Source organism: Halorarius litoreus (assembly GCF_024362405.1).
Lineage (GTDB): Archaea > Halobacteriota > Halobacteria > Halobacteriales > Haloarculaceae > Halorarius > Halorarius litoreus.
In genome coordinates this window covers 1,205,341-1,219,586 of record NZ_CP101454.1, presented here as the reverse complement: position 1 = coordinate 1,219,586, position 14,246 = coordinate 1,205,341, and the positions used below count along the sequence as shown (strand labels likewise).

Annotated in this window: 17 protein-coding genes; 7 read left to right on the top strand and 10 right to left on the bottom strand. The window is 68.2% G+C overall.

What is annotated here, in order from left to right:
* Positions 1-12 precede the first annotated feature (12 nt).
* Entirely contained in the window at positions 13-564 is a 552-nt protein-coding gene (locus NL126_RS06225; RefSeq protein WP_255198058.1) for a DUF6735 family protein, read from the bottom strand.
* A 31-nt stretch (positions 565-595) separates the two neighbouring features.
* Positions 596-1,876: a winged helix-turn-helix transcriptional regulator gene (locus NL126_RS06220; RefSeq protein WP_255198057.1), complete on the bottom strand. Its 1,281-nt coding sequence runs from the start codon at positions 1,874-1,876 to the stop codon at positions 596-598.
* A gap of 317 nt (positions 1,877-2,193) precedes the next feature.
* On the opposite strand from NL126_RS06220, the gene NL126_RS06215 reads away from it, so the two are divergent.
* Positions 2,194-2,790 (top strand): TetR/AcrR family transcriptional regulator, encoded by a 597-nt coding sequence (locus NL126_RS06215; protein WP_255198056.1) that lies wholly within the window; start codon positions 2,194-2,196, stop codon positions 2,788-2,790.
* A 41-nt stretch (positions 2,791-2,831) separates the two neighbouring features.
* Positions 2,832-3,260 (top strand): DUF6069 family protein, encoded by a 429-nt coding sequence (locus tag NL126_RS06210; protein WP_255198055.1) that lies wholly within the window; start codon positions 2,832-2,834, stop codon positions 3,258-3,260.
* A 34-nt stretch (positions 3,261-3,294) separates the two neighbouring features.
* Here the strand turns inward: NL126_RS06210 and NL126_RS06205 are convergent, their stop codons facing one another.
* The 8 genes from NL126_RS06205 to NL126_RS06170 all read right to left on the bottom strand — a co-directional run bounded on the left by NL126_RS06205 (position 3,295) and on the right by NL126_RS06170 (position 9,255).
* Positions 3,295-3,588 (bottom strand): SUI1 family translation initiation factor, encoded by a 294-nt coding sequence (locus tag NL126_RS06205; RefSeq protein ID WP_255198054.1) that lies wholly within the window; start codon positions 3,586-3,588, stop codon positions 3,295-3,297.
* Between the two features lie 102 nt (positions 3,589-3,690).
* Positions 3,691-3,972 carry a HalOD1 output domain-containing protein gene (locus NL126_RS06200; RefSeq protein ID WP_255198053.1) on the bottom strand — a complete coding sequence of 94 codons (282 nt, stop codon included), beginning with the start codon at positions 3,970-3,972 and terminating at the stop codon, positions 3,691-3,693.
* A 225-nt stretch (positions 3,973-4,197) separates the two neighbouring features.
* The gene (locus tag NL126_RS06195; protein WP_255198052.1) at positions 4,198-4,788 is read right to left on the bottom strand and encodes a 50S ribosomal protein L15e; all 591 of its coding nucleotides are present in this window, start codon (positions 4,786-4,788) and stop codon (positions 4,198-4,200) included.
* 391 nt (positions 4,789-5,179) lie between these two features.
* On the bottom strand, positions 5,180-6,088 hold the full coding sequence (locus tag NL126_RS06190; protein WP_255198051.1) for a serine/threonine-protein kinase RIO2: 909 nt from the start codon (positions 6,086-6,088) through the stop codon (positions 5,180-5,182).
* 114 nt (positions 6,089-6,202) lie between these two features.
* The gene (locus tag NL126_RS06185; RefSeq protein WP_255198050.1) at positions 6,203-6,535 is read right to left on the bottom strand and encodes a winged helix-turn-helix transcriptional regulator; all 333 of its coding nucleotides are present in this window, start codon (positions 6,533-6,535) and stop codon (positions 6,203-6,205) included.
* Positions 6,536-6,732: 197 nt separating this feature from the next.
* A complete protein-coding gene (lipP1, locus tag NL126_RS06180) occupies positions 6,733-7,653 on the bottom strand; it encodes a LipP1 family hormone-sensitive lipase (RefSeq protein ID WP_255198049.1) in 921 nt (306 codons plus the stop codon).
* A gap of 40 nt (positions 7,654-7,693) precedes the next feature.
* The gene (locus tag NL126_RS06175; protein WP_255198048.1) at positions 7,694-8,338 is read right to left on the bottom strand and encodes an alpha/beta hydrolase; all 645 of its coding nucleotides are present in this window, start codon (positions 8,336-8,338) and stop codon (positions 7,694-7,696) included.
* Positions 8,335-9,255: a ring-cleaving dioxygenase gene (locus tag NL126_RS06170; RefSeq protein ID WP_255198047.1), complete on the bottom strand. Its 921-nt coding sequence runs from the start codon at positions 9,253-9,255 to the stop codon at positions 8,335-8,337. Before NL126_RS06170 ends, NL126_RS06175 begins: the two co-directional genes overlap by 4 nt.
* Positions 9,256-9,421: 166 nt before the next feature.
* Here NL126_RS06170 and kynU point away from each other — a divergent pair, with 166 nt between their 5' ends.
* From kynU to NL126_RS06145, 5 genes are all read left to right on the top strand, one after another.
* Positions 9,422-10,714 (top strand): kynureninase, encoded by a 1,293-nt coding sequence (gene kynU, locus NL126_RS06165; RefSeq protein ID WP_255198046.1) that lies wholly within the window; start codon positions 9,422-9,424, stop codon positions 10,712-10,714.
* Positions 10,715-10,868: 154 nt separating this feature from the next.
* Positions 10,869-11,456 carry a DJ-1/PfpI family protein gene (locus tag NL126_RS06160; RefSeq protein WP_255198045.1) on the top strand — a complete coding sequence of 196 codons (588 nt, stop codon included), beginning with the start codon at positions 10,869-10,871 and terminating at the stop codon, positions 11,454-11,456.
* A gap of 188 nt (positions 11,457-11,644) precedes the next feature.
* Positions 11,645-12,394 carry a ribonuclease H-like domain-containing protein gene (locus NL126_RS06155; RefSeq protein ID WP_255198044.1) on the top strand — a complete coding sequence of 250 codons (750 nt, stop codon included), beginning with the start codon at positions 11,645-11,647 and terminating at the stop codon, positions 12,392-12,394.
* A gap of 87 nt (positions 12,395-12,481) precedes the next feature.
* Positions 12,482-13,357, top strand: coding sequence for a lipoate--protein ligase family protein (locus NL126_RS06150; RefSeq protein ID WP_255198043.1), 876 nt, complete (start codon positions 12,482-12,484; stop codon positions 13,355-13,357).
* A gap of 129 nt (positions 13,358-13,486) precedes the next feature.
* Entirely contained in the window at positions 13,487-14,239 is a 753-nt protein-coding gene (locus tag NL126_RS06145; protein WP_255198042.1) for a hypothetical protein, read from the top strand.
* The last annotated feature ends 7 nt before the right edge of the window (positions 14,240-14,246 follow it).

Sequence of the window (14,246 nt, the reverse complement as noted above, 5' to 3'; positions counted from 1 at the left end):
GCCGTCTGCCGGCTACGCGACGAACACCTCGCGCTCGGCCGCGAACGCTCGCACTCTGCCCCCGAGATACCCGCGGGCGGCGTCCTCGCCGTAGAGACCACAGCGGAGGCCGTCGGCCACCGTGCTCTTCACGCCCTCGAACCAGCCACGGGCGAACGGTTCGTCGCGCTCGGCGACGGCGAGCAACGCGCCGTCGCCGACGGGGTCGCAGGGGTCGCCACCGCGCGCCTCGAAGCCGAACCAGCAGACGAGAAACGCGCTCGCGTCCCAATCGTGGCTGACCCGGAGACACCGGTCGTACGCCCGGTAGTCGAGCCCGGCGACGACGTCCGGCCACGACAGTCCCGTGGCGAGCGGGTCGGGGTCGACGGCGGTGCCCCCGCGGTCCGCCCCGAGGGTGATGCCCCGCTCGGCGAGCAGGTCGCGAAGTCGCGTGAGGTCGCGGTCGGCGTCACCGCCCGTGGGCGTTTCGGGACCGAGTCGCTCGGGGTCGACGCCGTCGTGCGCGTAGTGCGTGTCGTAGCCGTGCTCGCGCTCGTAGGCGACGAGGGTCCGGTCGGCCATGCGGCCGGTGGCCGCCTCCTCGTATAAAAACTCAGTCCGCGCTGACTGCCGCGCTGTCGGCTCCGGCCGGCTCGCGGTCGGGCGCGAGCGCCTCCTGCACCTCGCTCGGGAGTCGGTTGACCGTCGCACGGCCGTCCTTCTCGCGGACGACGAGGTCGTCGTCTTCGAGCCGGGAGAGGTGGTGGCTCACGGTGGAGACGGACTTGCCGACTTCCTCGGCGAGCGCCGACCCCGAGCAGGGACCGAGCCGGGCGATGGCCTCGAGCACGTCGGCGGTCGCCTCGTCGGCCATCGCCGCCGCGAGCTCCTGCTGCTGGGCGTGCGCCGGGAACAGCCGCCGCCGCCCCCGAACCTTCGCGTTCTCGATGACTCCCTCGCGTTCGAGCACCTTGACGTGGTGCCGGGCCGTCGAGTGATTGACGCCGACGTTCTCGCTGACCGCGGACATGTACGCTCCCGGATTCTCGGTCACGTAGTCGTGGATGGCCGCGCGGTCCTCGTGTTCCAGCGGGTCCGAGCCGTCGTACCGTGAGTAGCGGAACGGCGCGACCATGCGGACGAGCCGGTCGAGTGCCCCGGCGACCCGGCTCGTGACCGTTCGCTCGATCCCCGTGCCGCTCCCGAGCATCGTCCCGGCGGCGAGTGCACCGAGCCCCGCGACGGCCGTCGCTCCCGCCGCCATCGGGCCGGGACCGGTGGGGAGCTGTCGACTGCCCGCCGAGGTGCTCGCCGCCGCAACCTCGGGGGCCGCTGCAGCGTCGAGCGACTCGTCACCGGCTGGCGTCTCGTACGGCTCGAACTGCACCGAGTCGTCGGTTCCCGAAGCCGACGGGTCCGAGACGCTGAACGTGGAGTCCTCCGCGAGCGTCGCGTCGTCGAGCAGGGCCGCGTCGGTGAGCGACGTGGTCGCCGCGGTCAGCGACCCCTCGACCCCGTCGGTGAGCTCGCTGCCGGCCGTCTTCGTCCCGTTCGTCAGTGTCGCGCCGGCGTCCGTCGTCGAGTTGGTCAGGGCGCTCCCGGCGCCCGCGACGGCGTCGGTCGTGTTCTCGCCGACCGCCGCGAGCACCGTCCCGTCGTCGGTCGTGGTCGTGGAATCGCCCGTGTCGCTCAGGATGGAGTCGGTGGTGTCTCCGGCGTCACTCAGGGTGGAGTCGGTGGTGTCTCCGGCGTCACTCAGGGTGGAGTCAGTGGTGTCTCCGGCGTCACTCAGGGTGGAGTCAGTGGTGTCGGTGAGCGACCCGTCGGTCGACGAACTGTCGGTCGAGGACCCGGACGGGGTCGGCGTCGGGGTGGCGTCGGTGGTGTTCGTCACCGTGTCGTGTGGTGCCACCCCAGCCACGGCTCCCGACAGCGCTCCGCACACCGCGAGCGCCAGCAGAACCGCGATGACGCCTCGTAAAATCCCCCTCATAGCTGGCTATCCGTCTGGTTGTAACTTGCGTACCAGAGATAAATGGATTGCGGCTATTACCGGCTATGAGTGGTCTACTATGACGTTCAGGGTGCTTCCGGGGGGCGGTTCGAGGGGGCAGTCGCCTCGTGGCGCTCCGGGGAGCGTGCCCGGACGCTCGTCCGCGACGTGGGCCTCCGGCCCGTAACGGCTTTACGGCCGCTCCACCCCTCGGTCCCATGGACGAGGCTGCGCGAAGCGGAACCGAGGTCGCCATCATGGAGGCGACGTACGAGGCGTTGTCGACACACGGCTACGCCGACCTGACCATCCAGCGGATCGCCGACGCGTTCCCGAAGTCGAAATCCCTCCTCTACTACCACTACGACGACAAGGAGGCCATCCTCCAAGCGTTCCTCGACTGGCTCATCGACGAGTTCCGGGCCGACTTCGAAGCACGGCTCGACGGCGACGCCGCCTCCGACCCACAGGCGGCTTTCGACGTACTCCTCGACCAGTTGCTCCCGCGTGACTTCGACGACGAGGAGCGGACGTTCCGGACGGCCGTCCTCGCGCTGCAGGCACGCGCCCCCCACGACTCCGAGTACGCCGCCCGGTTCGCCGACCTGTTCGACGTCATCGAGGCGGCGCTCGTCGCGGTCATCGAGCGCGGCGTCGAGGCCGGTGCGTTCCACGAGGTCGACCCCCAGCAGACCGCACGGCTCGTCCTCGCCGTCGCGTCCGGGGGCGTCACCTGGGCGCTCAGCGCCGAGACGTCGGTCACGGGGGTCCGCGACGCGCTCGACGCCTTCGTCGCGAGCGAACTCTATCGCTGACTGGGCAGTTTATCTTCTCGTCTCGCGTAGTTCTCCAGGTAATGAGTACCGTCACCAGTACCGACGCCGTCCCGCTCGGCCGGAACCAACTCGCCCGCCGAGGGCTCACTGCCGCCGCGGTGGCGCTGGCTGCCGTCGCCATCGTCCGCATCGTCGGCGTCGCGCTCGCGCCGGACCTCGCCGCCCTCGACCCGTTCGGCTGGGGGGCCATCGTGTTCGTCACCCTGGTGGCGGCCGTCCTCGGGACGCTCGTCTACGCGCTGGTGAGTCGCCGCGAGAACGGTGACCGCCTGTTCGTCGGCCTCGCCGCCGTCGTGTTCCTGCTGTCGCTCAGCCCCATCGTGTTCGGCGCGGGGCCCATGCCCGGGATGACGACCGTGGGGCTCGTGCTCCTCGGGGTGATGCATCTCGTCGCGTCCATCGGCATCGTCGTCTCGCTGCTCGGACGGGCACGCGGCCTGCCCGCCTGAGGTCGCCCGGCGCGCCCGGTTCTCGCTTCGTCGTTTACTCGACCCGGTAGCCTTCGGCTTCGAGGAGCGCCGGCAGCCGCTCGCGGTGGTCGCCCTGGAGTTCGATGTGGTCGTCCTCGACGGTGCCGCCCGTCCCGACTTTCTTCTTCAGTGTCGACGCGAGCGCCTTCAGGTCGGTTCCGGCGGCGAACCCCTCGACGATGGTCATGGGTTTGTTGTACCGGCGGGACTCGACGCGGATGCTGAGCACGGTGTCCGCGCGCGCGAGGTCGTCATCGATACCGAGTTCGTCCGGGAGTCCAGCGATGTCTGATAGGTCCTTTGCCACGCTAGGCGTAGGCTGTCGAGTGTGATAAGGGATACTGCGAGGGGAAGGCGGGGAAAACGAGTCAGGGACAGCATGCGTGGGGAGAACGGCCCCCAGAGGCGTTCACTCGACGGTGACCGAGCCGTCGGCGTAGACGGTCACGTCCCAGCCGACGTATCGGAACGTGACTGACAGCCCGGTGCTGGCGTCCGCGTGCGCGACGAGTGCTTCAAGGGCGTCGATGTCGACCGCGTTGTAGAGCGGCGGCAGCGACAGCGCGTCGGTCCCCTCGCGTTCGGCCACCGCACCGACGATAGACTCGGTGATAGTCGCGTCGTCGAGCGAACTGTTCACGATGGTCACGTCGGTCGAGGCGGCGGTCTGTACCTGCTGTGTTTCCATCATCACCTCTATCGGTGAGGCTCGTATTGAAAAATGTACCTATGGTACAATTCTGGTAGCTGGTATCTAGCTGGTTCGTATCGGGTTGCAATCGTTCGACACCGGAGGTAACTCGTTGGGGGCAGAAATTTGGCTGTCTGGCGAGCGGGAGTGTCGTGTGCGAGACCGCTGGACGAGCCGAAGGCTTGCGAGGGTAGTGCAACGACGGAAAAGCTCGAGAGTCGAGTGTTACTTGCCGCGGCCGCCCTGCGAGCGGATGCTCGGGCGGGTGTGCTCGGTGCCCTTGCCCTTCGTGCCCATGCCACGGCCCTGCTTGCCCGCGCCGGTCTTGCCGCGGAAGGCGCGACCGCGCTGGGAGTCGTCACAGATCCAGTTCAGGTCGTCGTCGTTCTGGATGGCGCCGTGCTCGGGGTCGAGGAGAATCACTTCGAACCACTTCTGCGAGCCGTCCTCGCCGACCCAGTAGGAGGCGAGCGTGCGGAGGTTCGGGTGCTTGCGGGAGGCGCGCTCCTCGCCGATGCGCTGGATGCTCTTGCGGCGGGTGATCTTGTTGACACCCTGGCGCTTCGAGCGGCGCCCGGCCTTGAACCGCTGTTTACGCGCGGAGCCCTTGCGGACCGAGACGCGCACGACGACGACGCCCTGCTTGGCCTTGTAGCCGAGCTGTCGCGCCTTGTCCAGGCGAGTGGGGCGCTCGACGCGTTCGATGGCGCCCTGTTTCCGCCAGTCCTGCTGTCGCTGCCACTGGAGCTCGGCGAGCTTCCCCTCCTTGGGGGTCTGCCACGCCTCACCGATGTGTGAGTAGAAGCTTCGTGCCATTGTGTTTCACCGCGGGCGTCGAGCGGTTCAGCCGTCACGAGGACAGCCACATTCCAGCCTGCCGTAGCAGGTGCCCGTCGGAGCCCGCTTGCCGACGTGCTTGTCCTCTCTTCCGTACTCGCGTTCAAAAGGCCGTCGAAACGTCTCGGGGGCGAGCTCGACGGCGCGAAAGGGGAAGGGAATACCGACCGGCGGTGCCCAGGTGCGACAGCCCGGGTCGTGTGTACCGAGTGTCGTGTGGCCCGCCGGTCGGTTCGGCTGTAACTACCCCCGGGCAAGAAAGTTTCGGCTAGGCATCGGTTACTAAAACCCCATCCCGTAGCGGTCGTGGTCGACTGCCTCGGTCATCGTCGCGGACGCGGGTCGCTGTGTCGAGATACAGGGGCGGTGGTCAGTCGAACGCGCGGACCGTCTCGAACTCGCCCGCACGGACGGCCGCGGCGAGCGCCGGTACGTCGACGTCGTCGGGCAGTTCGGCCGGATACTTCCGCGTGAAGTAGCTGACGACGTTGCGACAGTCGCGTTCGAGGAACTCGTCGGCGTTCTCGTGGTCGGTCGGGACGGCCTGTGGCCAGTCGAAGACGGTGACGCCCTCGCTGGAGACGAACACGTTGTACTCGGACATGTCGGCGTGGACGTACCCCTGCTCGTACGCGGTCTGCACCTCGTCGAGCACGAGGTCGAGCACTCCGACGGCCTGCGCGGGGTCGAGTTTCGCCTTCGAGAGTTCCACGCCCTCCAGTTTCTCCATCACGACGGCGTGGCGGTTGTGATCGATGGGGCGTGGCACGGACACCTGCGGGTACACCGTGCGCAGCGCCTCGTGTTCGCGCTCGGCGGCCTTCCGCGCGGTGTAGAACCACGAGATGTGGTTCTTGTCGGCGGTGTACTCGCGCTCGCGTTTCACCTCGCGGAAGTTCGTGTAGCCCTCGCGGTGGAACTTGAGTGCCAGCGGCTTGTACGAGCGCGCCTCGTACACGTCGCTCTCCTTGCCCACCCCCAGGGGCGCGCCGACGCCCTCGATGGTGTCGCGCTCCGCAAAGGTACGGAGCGCGAGCGCGTCGTACCCCTCGAACGTCAGGCGAAAGCCCGTGTACTGGATGGTCTTGCGCTCGACGAGCCCGCGGCGCTCACAGCGGTCGAGCCGGTAGTCGACCTCGTCGCCGTCGAGCCGCGAGAACTCCGGGAGTTTGCCCTTCGCGACCCACCGGGAGAACCGCATCCCCTGTTCGAGTCCCGACAGCAGATAGAAGTCCTCGGGCTCGAGTTCCGCCATCTGCCCGGCGACGTTCTGGACCATGGGGTCGGTAGCGCGTCCAGCGGCAAAAGCACACGCAAGTTCACTCGGCGTCTGACGAGCGGCTGCCGACTGTCTGACAATCCTCTGTCATAAACTGCCTGTCGCGATACGAAATCAGCAGCAGGCCGCGACGGTGACACACGGCTGGTCGCACTCACACCGCTCGACGCCGTCTTCGAGCGCCCGCAGCCGCGTGACGAACGCGTGTCCGTCCGCGGTCAGGCGGTACGTCGTCCGGGGCGGGGTCGTAGCGTGGACCTCTCGGGCGACGAACCCGCGACACCGCAGGTCGTCGAGTCGCGCCGAGAGCACCTTGGGCGTGAGGCCGTCGTGTGCGCGTTCGAGGTCGTTGAACCCGCGGGGGTCCTCCGCGAGCGTCAGCAGGATGTGCGCCGTCCACTTGCGGCCGAGCAGGTCGTGGAGGCCGTGCCAGAGGTCCGCGTCCATACGGGAGGATGCGCGCGGCGGGCCAAAAGCCGACCGGGCGCTTTCTGCGCGGAAAGTACCCCACAGCGGGGCCACTGCCGCGTATTTGGGTCTCGCGGTCGTAGGCACGGCTGCATGGCATCAGACGACTGCTGTCTCGACCGTACCGACTCCGAACAGACCGACGGCGGCTGCTGTGGCTGCTGTCCGCCCTGCTGCTAACATAGGTCGCCCGCGAGCGAATCGAACGCCTCGTCCGCGACCGCCACGTCGTCGGCCAGCGAGAGGAAGCCGTGAGGCATCGACGGGTAGTGGCGGTGTTCGACCGGGGTTCCTGCCTCGGCGAGCGCGTCGGCGTACGCCGCCCCCTCGTCGCGTAACGGGTCGTAGCCCGCCGTCACGACCGTCGCCGGCGGCAGGTCGTGGTGGGCCGCACGGAGGACCCGTGTGAAGGGGCTCTGGTCGTCGACCGGCGAGCGGAGGTACAGCTTCCAGTAGTGTTCGAGGTCGGCGCGGGTCAACAGCGGCCCGTCGCCGTTCTCGACGTACGAGTCGCGACCGAAATCCCGGTCCGTAATCGGGTAGAGCAGCGCCTGATAGTCGGGTGGCCGCACGTCGAACTCCCGGCAGTAGAGACACGTCGCGGCCGCGAGGTTCCCGCCGGCGCTCGTGCCGGCGACGGCGACGCGCTCGGGGTCGCCACCGAAGGCGTCGGCGTTCGCCCGCGTCCACTCGTAGGCTGCCACACAGTCCTCCAGCCCCGCTGGAAAGGGGTGCTCGGGAGCGAGGCGGTAGTCGACCGCGACGACGACGGCAGGGGTGCGGGCGGCCACCGCTCGGCAGATGTTCTCCACCGAGTCGAGGGTGCCGAGCGCCCAGTTCCCGCCGTGGTAGAAGACGACCACGGGGAGCGTCCCCTCGGCGTCGGGGCGAACGACCCGGAGGGGAATGTCGCCTGCGGGGCCGTCGATGGCCACGTCCCGAGTGTAGTCGACGGGCGTCGTCCGGGTCGCACCGAACAGCTCGTCCTCCAGCTGGCGGGCGCTCTCGACGGAGAGCGTGTGCCACTCCGGAACGCCGGAGACCTGCTCGACGACGGCGCTCGCGTCGGGGTCGAGTGTCTCGGTGCGACCGACCATGCCCCGGCTTCGGGGCCGTGTCGCCTGAAGGTTCCCCTCCTCAGTCGAGCAGCCCGGCCACGAGCCCGTCGACGACCGCCACCTCGTCGTCGTTGATGGCGTGGCCCAGCCCGTCGTAGACCCGGTGGGTGACGCTCGCATCCAGCGATTCGAGCGCCGCTGCCGAGGCCGACACACGGTCGAGTGAGACGTTCGGGTCGTCGTCCCCCACGCCGAGGAATGCGGGCGTCCCGTCGAGCGACCCCGTGAACGCTCGACCGGGGATGTCGCCGAGCAAGCCCCCCGCGAGCATTGCGATGCCGCCGTAGCGACGGGGACGGCTGACGGCGACTTCCCCAGCGAGTGCGGCTCCCTGTGAGAACCCGAACAGCACGCACCGGTCCGCAGCGATACCGGCGTCGGCGGCGACGTCGAGGGCGCGCTCGACCGCGCCGACGGCCGACGAGCGCCACGGCTCCTGGTCGTCCAGCGGGGCGGCCGGCGACCACGGGAACCAGCGGCGCCCCTCGGCTTCGGGGGCGAGCAACAGCACCCCGCGCTGGTAGAACTCGTCGGCGAGTCGCAGGAGATTGCTCGCGGAGTCGCCCCGGCCGTGCAGGAGGACGACGGCCGCCTTCGCCACCTCCGGGGGTGCACCGGCAGTCAACAGTTCGCCGTCGGCGTGTGGGTCCGCAGGCGGGCTCATCGGTCGAGCGGGGGTAACTGGGGCTCGATCATCTCGCGGTCCTCTTCCAGCCACGGCGGGAGGTAGAGTCGCTCGCCGAGTTCGTCGAGGGGTTCGACCCCGTCGACGCCGGGCGATTCGGTCGCCAATTCGATCAGGATGCCGCCCGGCTCGCGGACGTACAGCGAGTGGAAGAAGTGGCGGTCCTTCACCCGGGAGACGTCGTAGCCGCGGTCGGCGAACAGCTCGCGCCACTCGTGGAGCTCGTCGACGGTCTCGACGCGGACGGCGACGTGGTGGACCGAGCCAGCCCCCTCGCGGCCGAACGCCGACTCCCGGTCGAGCAGGTCGACGATGGTCGCGCGGTCGCCCGACGCGCGATAGCGGACGCGGTCGCCCTCCTGCCGTTCGAGGTCGAAGCCGAGGGTGTCGAGGACGCTCGCGGTCTGGAACGGGTTCGCCGAGAGCACGGAGACGCCGTGGATGCCGCGAATCGCGTGCTCGACGGGGACTGGGCCGTCCGCCCAGGGTTCGACGGGCGAGCTGGCGCCGACGAGTTCGAGCCGCGTGCCGTCGGGGTCTGCGAACTGGAGGGTAGCCTCCCCGAACCGCTCGGTCCGTTCGACGTCGATTCCACGCGCAGAGAGCCGGTCGTGCCAGTAGTCGAGGCTCTCGGGGGGAACGGCGAGCGCGGTCGCCGCGACCTGTGGGCGGCCGACGCGGCCGTCGACCTCCTCGGGGTACGGGAAGAACGTGAGGACCGTCCCCGGCGACCCGTGTTCGTCGCCGTAGTAGAGGTGGCGGGTGAACTGGTCCTCGAAGTTCACCGTCCGCTTCACGAGCCGCAGGCCGAGCGTCTCCGTGTAGAACGCGACGTTCGCCGCCGCGTCGCGGACGATGACCGAGACGTGATGGATACCGGGTGTGTCGGTGAGCACCGTGTGCCCGGAACTCGGCTCTGCACGGTGATAAGCGCTCGCTGACGCCGAGTTCACCGGGTGACACGCGTGCCGCCACCAGCACGACTGGGGGGATTTCGTATCGCAACATCTGGTTTATTCAGGCTTCCGGCCCCTCTTTGAGGCTGGCGGCCAACGCAGCGATATGGACGTTCCCGACACGACTCGCGCGAGCGCACGCGAGGCGGACGACGCCGACGCCCTCTCCCGATTTCGCGACCGATTCTCGGTGCCCGGGACCTACATGGACGGCAACTCGCTCGGCCCACTATCCGAGGAGAGCGAGGCAGCCCTCGACCGTGTCGTCGACCAGTGGCGCGAGCACGCGGTCGAAGGGTGGACGGAAGCCGACCCCGACTGGTTCCACTACGGCGAGCGCCTCGGGACCAAGGTCGCTCCGCTGGTCGGGGCAAGAGACGACGAAGTCGTCGTTACCGGGTCGACGACGGTCAACATCCACACGCTCGTCGGCACGTTTCTCGATATGGCGAGCGAACCGGGTGCCCCGCCCGAGGAACGGGGGACCGTGCTCGTCGACGACCTCGACTTCCCGACGGACCATTACGCCATCCGCGCGCAGCTCCGCCAGCGGGGGCTCGATCCCGACGACCACCTGACGGTGGTCGAATCGCGTGATGGCCGAACCATCGACGAGGCCGACGTCGAGGCAGCCCTCGAAACCGAGGACGTGGACGTGCTGTTCCTGCCGAGCGTCCTCTACCGGTCGGGCCAACTGCTCGATATCGGGCGACTGACCGAGGCGGCCCACGCGAACGGCGCGTACGCAGGGTTCGACCTCGCCCACTCGGTCGGCGTCGTGCCGCACGATCTCTCCGACCACGGCGTGGATTTCGCCGTCTGGTGTCACTACAAGTACCTCAACGCCGGCCCCGGGGCGGTCGCAGGGCTCTACTGTAACGAGTCGCACGTCGGTGCGACGCCCGCGCTCGCAGGGTGGTGGGGCCACGAGAAGGCGACGCAGTTCGAGATGCACCACATCTTCACCCCGGCGCAGTCGGCCGGTGCGTTCCAGATCGGGACGGTCCCCGTTCTCGCGGCCGCCCCCCTCGACGGCGCGCTCGATATCCACCACGAGGCGGGCATCGAGGCGATCCGTGAGAAGTCGATCGCGCTCACCGAGTACCTCGTCGCGCTCGTCGACGAGCTTCCGAACGCCTTCGCGGTTGGCTCGCCCCGCGACCCTGTCCATCGCGGGGGACACGTCGCCGTCGAACATCCCGAAGCCTACCGGCTGACGCAGGCGCTGAAAGACGAGGGATGCGTCGTCGACTTCCGCCCGCCGAACGTCGTCCGGGTCGCCCCTGCGCCCCTCTACACCGGGTTCGAGGACGTGTTCGACGTGGCCGAGACGCTCCGCGATCTCCACGAGACCCGCGCGTACGAGGCGTACGAGCCGAAATCGGGTGGTGTGACGTAGCGAATTGCCAGTAATCGACGGGTTCGGCCCGTCTCCTGGTGCTGTTCTGTGTCCGAGCCCGACCGCTCGTGGCCGATTTTGTATCGCAACATCGTGTTTATGGGCGTTCGACCGCTCCACAACACTCAACCGGCTATCGGGCGTTAGCAGTGCTATGGATGTCGAAATCGTGGTCTTCGAGGGGTTCGACGAGTTGGATGCCATCGGTCCGTACGAGGTACTGGCGAACGCCTGCCGGTTCGCGGGCGAGGGATCGGTCCGACTGGTCTCGCTCGACGGCAAGGGCGTGACGGCTAGCCACGGTCTCCGTGTCGGGGTCGATGGCCGATTCGGCGACGCGACTCCCGGGTTCGTGGTCGTTCCTGGTGGGGGCTGGAACGACCGCGACCGGCCGGGTGCGTGGTCGGAGGCCGAGTCCGGACGACTTCCGACTGCGCTCGCCGACTCCGAGGCGGTACTCGCGTCGGTCTGTACCGGGGGGATGCTGCTCGCGGAAGCCGGGGTGCTGGCGGACGTTCCGGCTGTCACCCACCACTCGGCGCTCGACGACCTGCGGGCGGCGGGTGCGGACGTGCGCGACGCGCGGGTCGTGGACGCCGGGCACGTGCTCACCGCCGGAGGCGTAACTGCGGGGCTGGACCTCGCGTTCCATCTCGTCGCTCGCGAGTTCGACGACGAGATCGCCGAGCGCGTCGCTCGCGAGATGGAGTACGACCCGAGCGACGACGTGGTGGTCGTCTGAGTCGGCGAGACACCACTGTTTCCTGTCGAGCCGACTTCTCCCGACAACAATCGCACGACTGCAGGCGAATCTGTGCTCGGGCGTTCCACAGTAATAAACTCCATGCTGCGATATAGAATTCGCTCGGTGGCCGTTCACGCCGCCGCGCGGAGCGAGGGGTTTTAGCCGGCGGCTGGCCGAGTACGGCCGTGCGAATCGAGAACAGTTTCATTCCCGTGCGTGGGGTCGGGGAGGCGACGGAGCGAAAGCTCTGGCAGCAGGGAGTCACCCACTGGGACGAGTTCGACCCGTCGCTCGTCGGGCCGACGACCGCAGAGCGCATCGAGACGTTCATCGAGGAGGGATGGCGACACCTCGACTCGGGAAACGCCCGGTTCTTCGGTGAGCAGTTCCCGGGGAGCGAGGCGTGGCGACTCTACGAGAACTTCTGCGACGACGCGGTGTTCTTCGACATCGAGACGACCGGGCTCTCCGCCAGCCGGGACCAGGTCACGACGGTCTCGTTCCACCAGGACGGCGACACTACGACGCTCGTCGCGGGCGACGACCTCACCCGCGAGGCGGTCGCCCGCCAGCTCGACGCGCCCCTCCTGGTGACGTTCAACGGCGCGTCGTTCGACGTGCCGTTTCTCGAACAGTCGTTCGACCTCGACGTCGACGCCCCGCACGTCGACGCGATGTACCCCTGCAAGCGGCTGGACCTGACGGGCGGACTGAAGGCCATCGAGGGAGACATCGGCATCGAGCGCGACCGCCCGGACATCTCGGGGCGCGATGCGGTGCGGCTCTGGCACGAACACGAACGCGGCGTCGACGGCGCGCTGGAGACGCTGGTGTCGTACAACCGCGAGGACGCGGTCCACCTCCGCGAGCTGATGGACCACGTCGCCGACCAGCTGCACGAGCAGGTGTTCGAAACCGTGTGTCGAAGGGAGTAGCGGGGGCTCACGCCCCTCTGCTTGGCCCTACGCGCCGTCGTCTCGCCTGCCGCAACCGCTTTCCTACCGCCCGCGTAACTCCGGAGCATGACCACCGACGGCTTCGACGAGTGTCGTCTCGTCCGCGAGGAGATCATCGACGGGGCGACCGCGATGGCGCTGGACGAGATTGCGGCCAGAACTGCCGCCGAGGAGGGGCGTGCCACCGTCCGCGTCTACCAGTGGCTCCCGAGCACGCTCTCGCTCGGCTACCGGCAGGACCCCGAGACCGTCAACTGGGAGCACGTCGAGGAGTACGGCATCGACGTCGTCCGCCGACCCACGGGCGGCGGCGGCATCTACCACGACACCTACGGCGACATCTCCTATTCCATCATCGCGCCCGCCGCGGAGACGCCGGGGAACCTGAAGGAGACGTACGACCAGTTCTGTGAGCCGCTGTTCGACCTGTTCGAGGAACTGGGCGTCGACGCCGGGTTCGCCGACGAAGAGTCCCCGGCCATCTACGAACCCGCGTGCTACCTCCGGGCGCTCGACCCGGCCCACGACATCGTCGCGGGCGACGGCCGGAAGCTCTCGGGGAACGCGCAGTACCGCCAGCGCGACGCGGTCGTCCAGCACGGCTCCATCACGTTCCACGTCGACGCCGACCAGCATCTCCGGTCCTTTGCGGGCCACGACGTCTCGGAGGAAGAGTTTCGCGCGCGCGTCACGGGCATCGACGAGCAGGCGACGAAGAGTCGGGAGAACCCGGACTACTCCTCGGAGACCGTCGGGCCGATGGACTCGTTCGACTACGCGCGGGAACACGCGGTCCGCCAACTCGAGGAGAAGCTGGCTGCGTGGGCCGGCGCCGAGGAGGGATCGTGGACGAGCGAGGAACGGGCGCGGGCCGAGGAGCTCGCGGAGGCGAAGTACCGCAGCGACGCGTGGAACCTGGAGCGGACGGACCCGACAGCGTGACGCTCACACACGGTTGCGGGCCGAGCGTGCTGCCGACTCGTGCCGGCGAATGCGGTATATTAACTGTCCAGAGTGCCGAAATGCGGTAGACATGAACGAATCGTGTGGACCGGGGGGGTGGGAGCGTCGATGAATCCCAACCGCGTCGACTTCCTGATCGACGTCGCGTACGGTCTGTTGATATTCGTCGCGATCGTGCTCATCGTCTCCGTCGGTACCGGTATCGGTATCGCGTTCGGCCTGGGTGCGCTCATCTCGTACATCTTCCACGTCGGCTGGAAGATGGCCCGGTTCGACCCCGAGTGGATGACGGAGGAGGTGACGGAGAGTGTCAGCGACAAGGTGACGGAGGAGGTGACGGAGAGTGTCAGCGACAAGGTGACGGAGGAGGTGACGGAGAGTGTCAGCGACAAGGTGACGGAGGAGGTGACGGAGAGTGTCAGCGACAAGGTGACGGAGGAGGTGACGGAGAGTGTCAGCGACAAGGTCACCGAGGAGGTGGCGGAGAATGTCAGCGACAAGGTGACGGAGGAGGTGACGGAGAGTGTCAGCGACAAGGTGACGGAGGAGGTGACGGAGAATGTCAGCGACAAGGTCACCGAGGAGGTGGCGGAGAATGTCAGCGACAAAGTCACCGAGGAGGTGACCGAGAACGTCGAGAAGAAGGTCGCACAGGAGGTGACCGAGAGCGTCGAGGAGACACTCTCGGCGGAGATCAACTCGATAATCGGCGACCTCGAAGAGGTGAACGAGCGGCTCGACAGGCGACCACGGAAGGACGAGATTGACGAGGAGGTCGTCCAGACGACGGCGGAAGAGGAAGCCGCTGCCGACGACGAGGAGGATCGACCGAACGGGTCGAGGGAGGACAAGAGCGAATGAGGGAGTC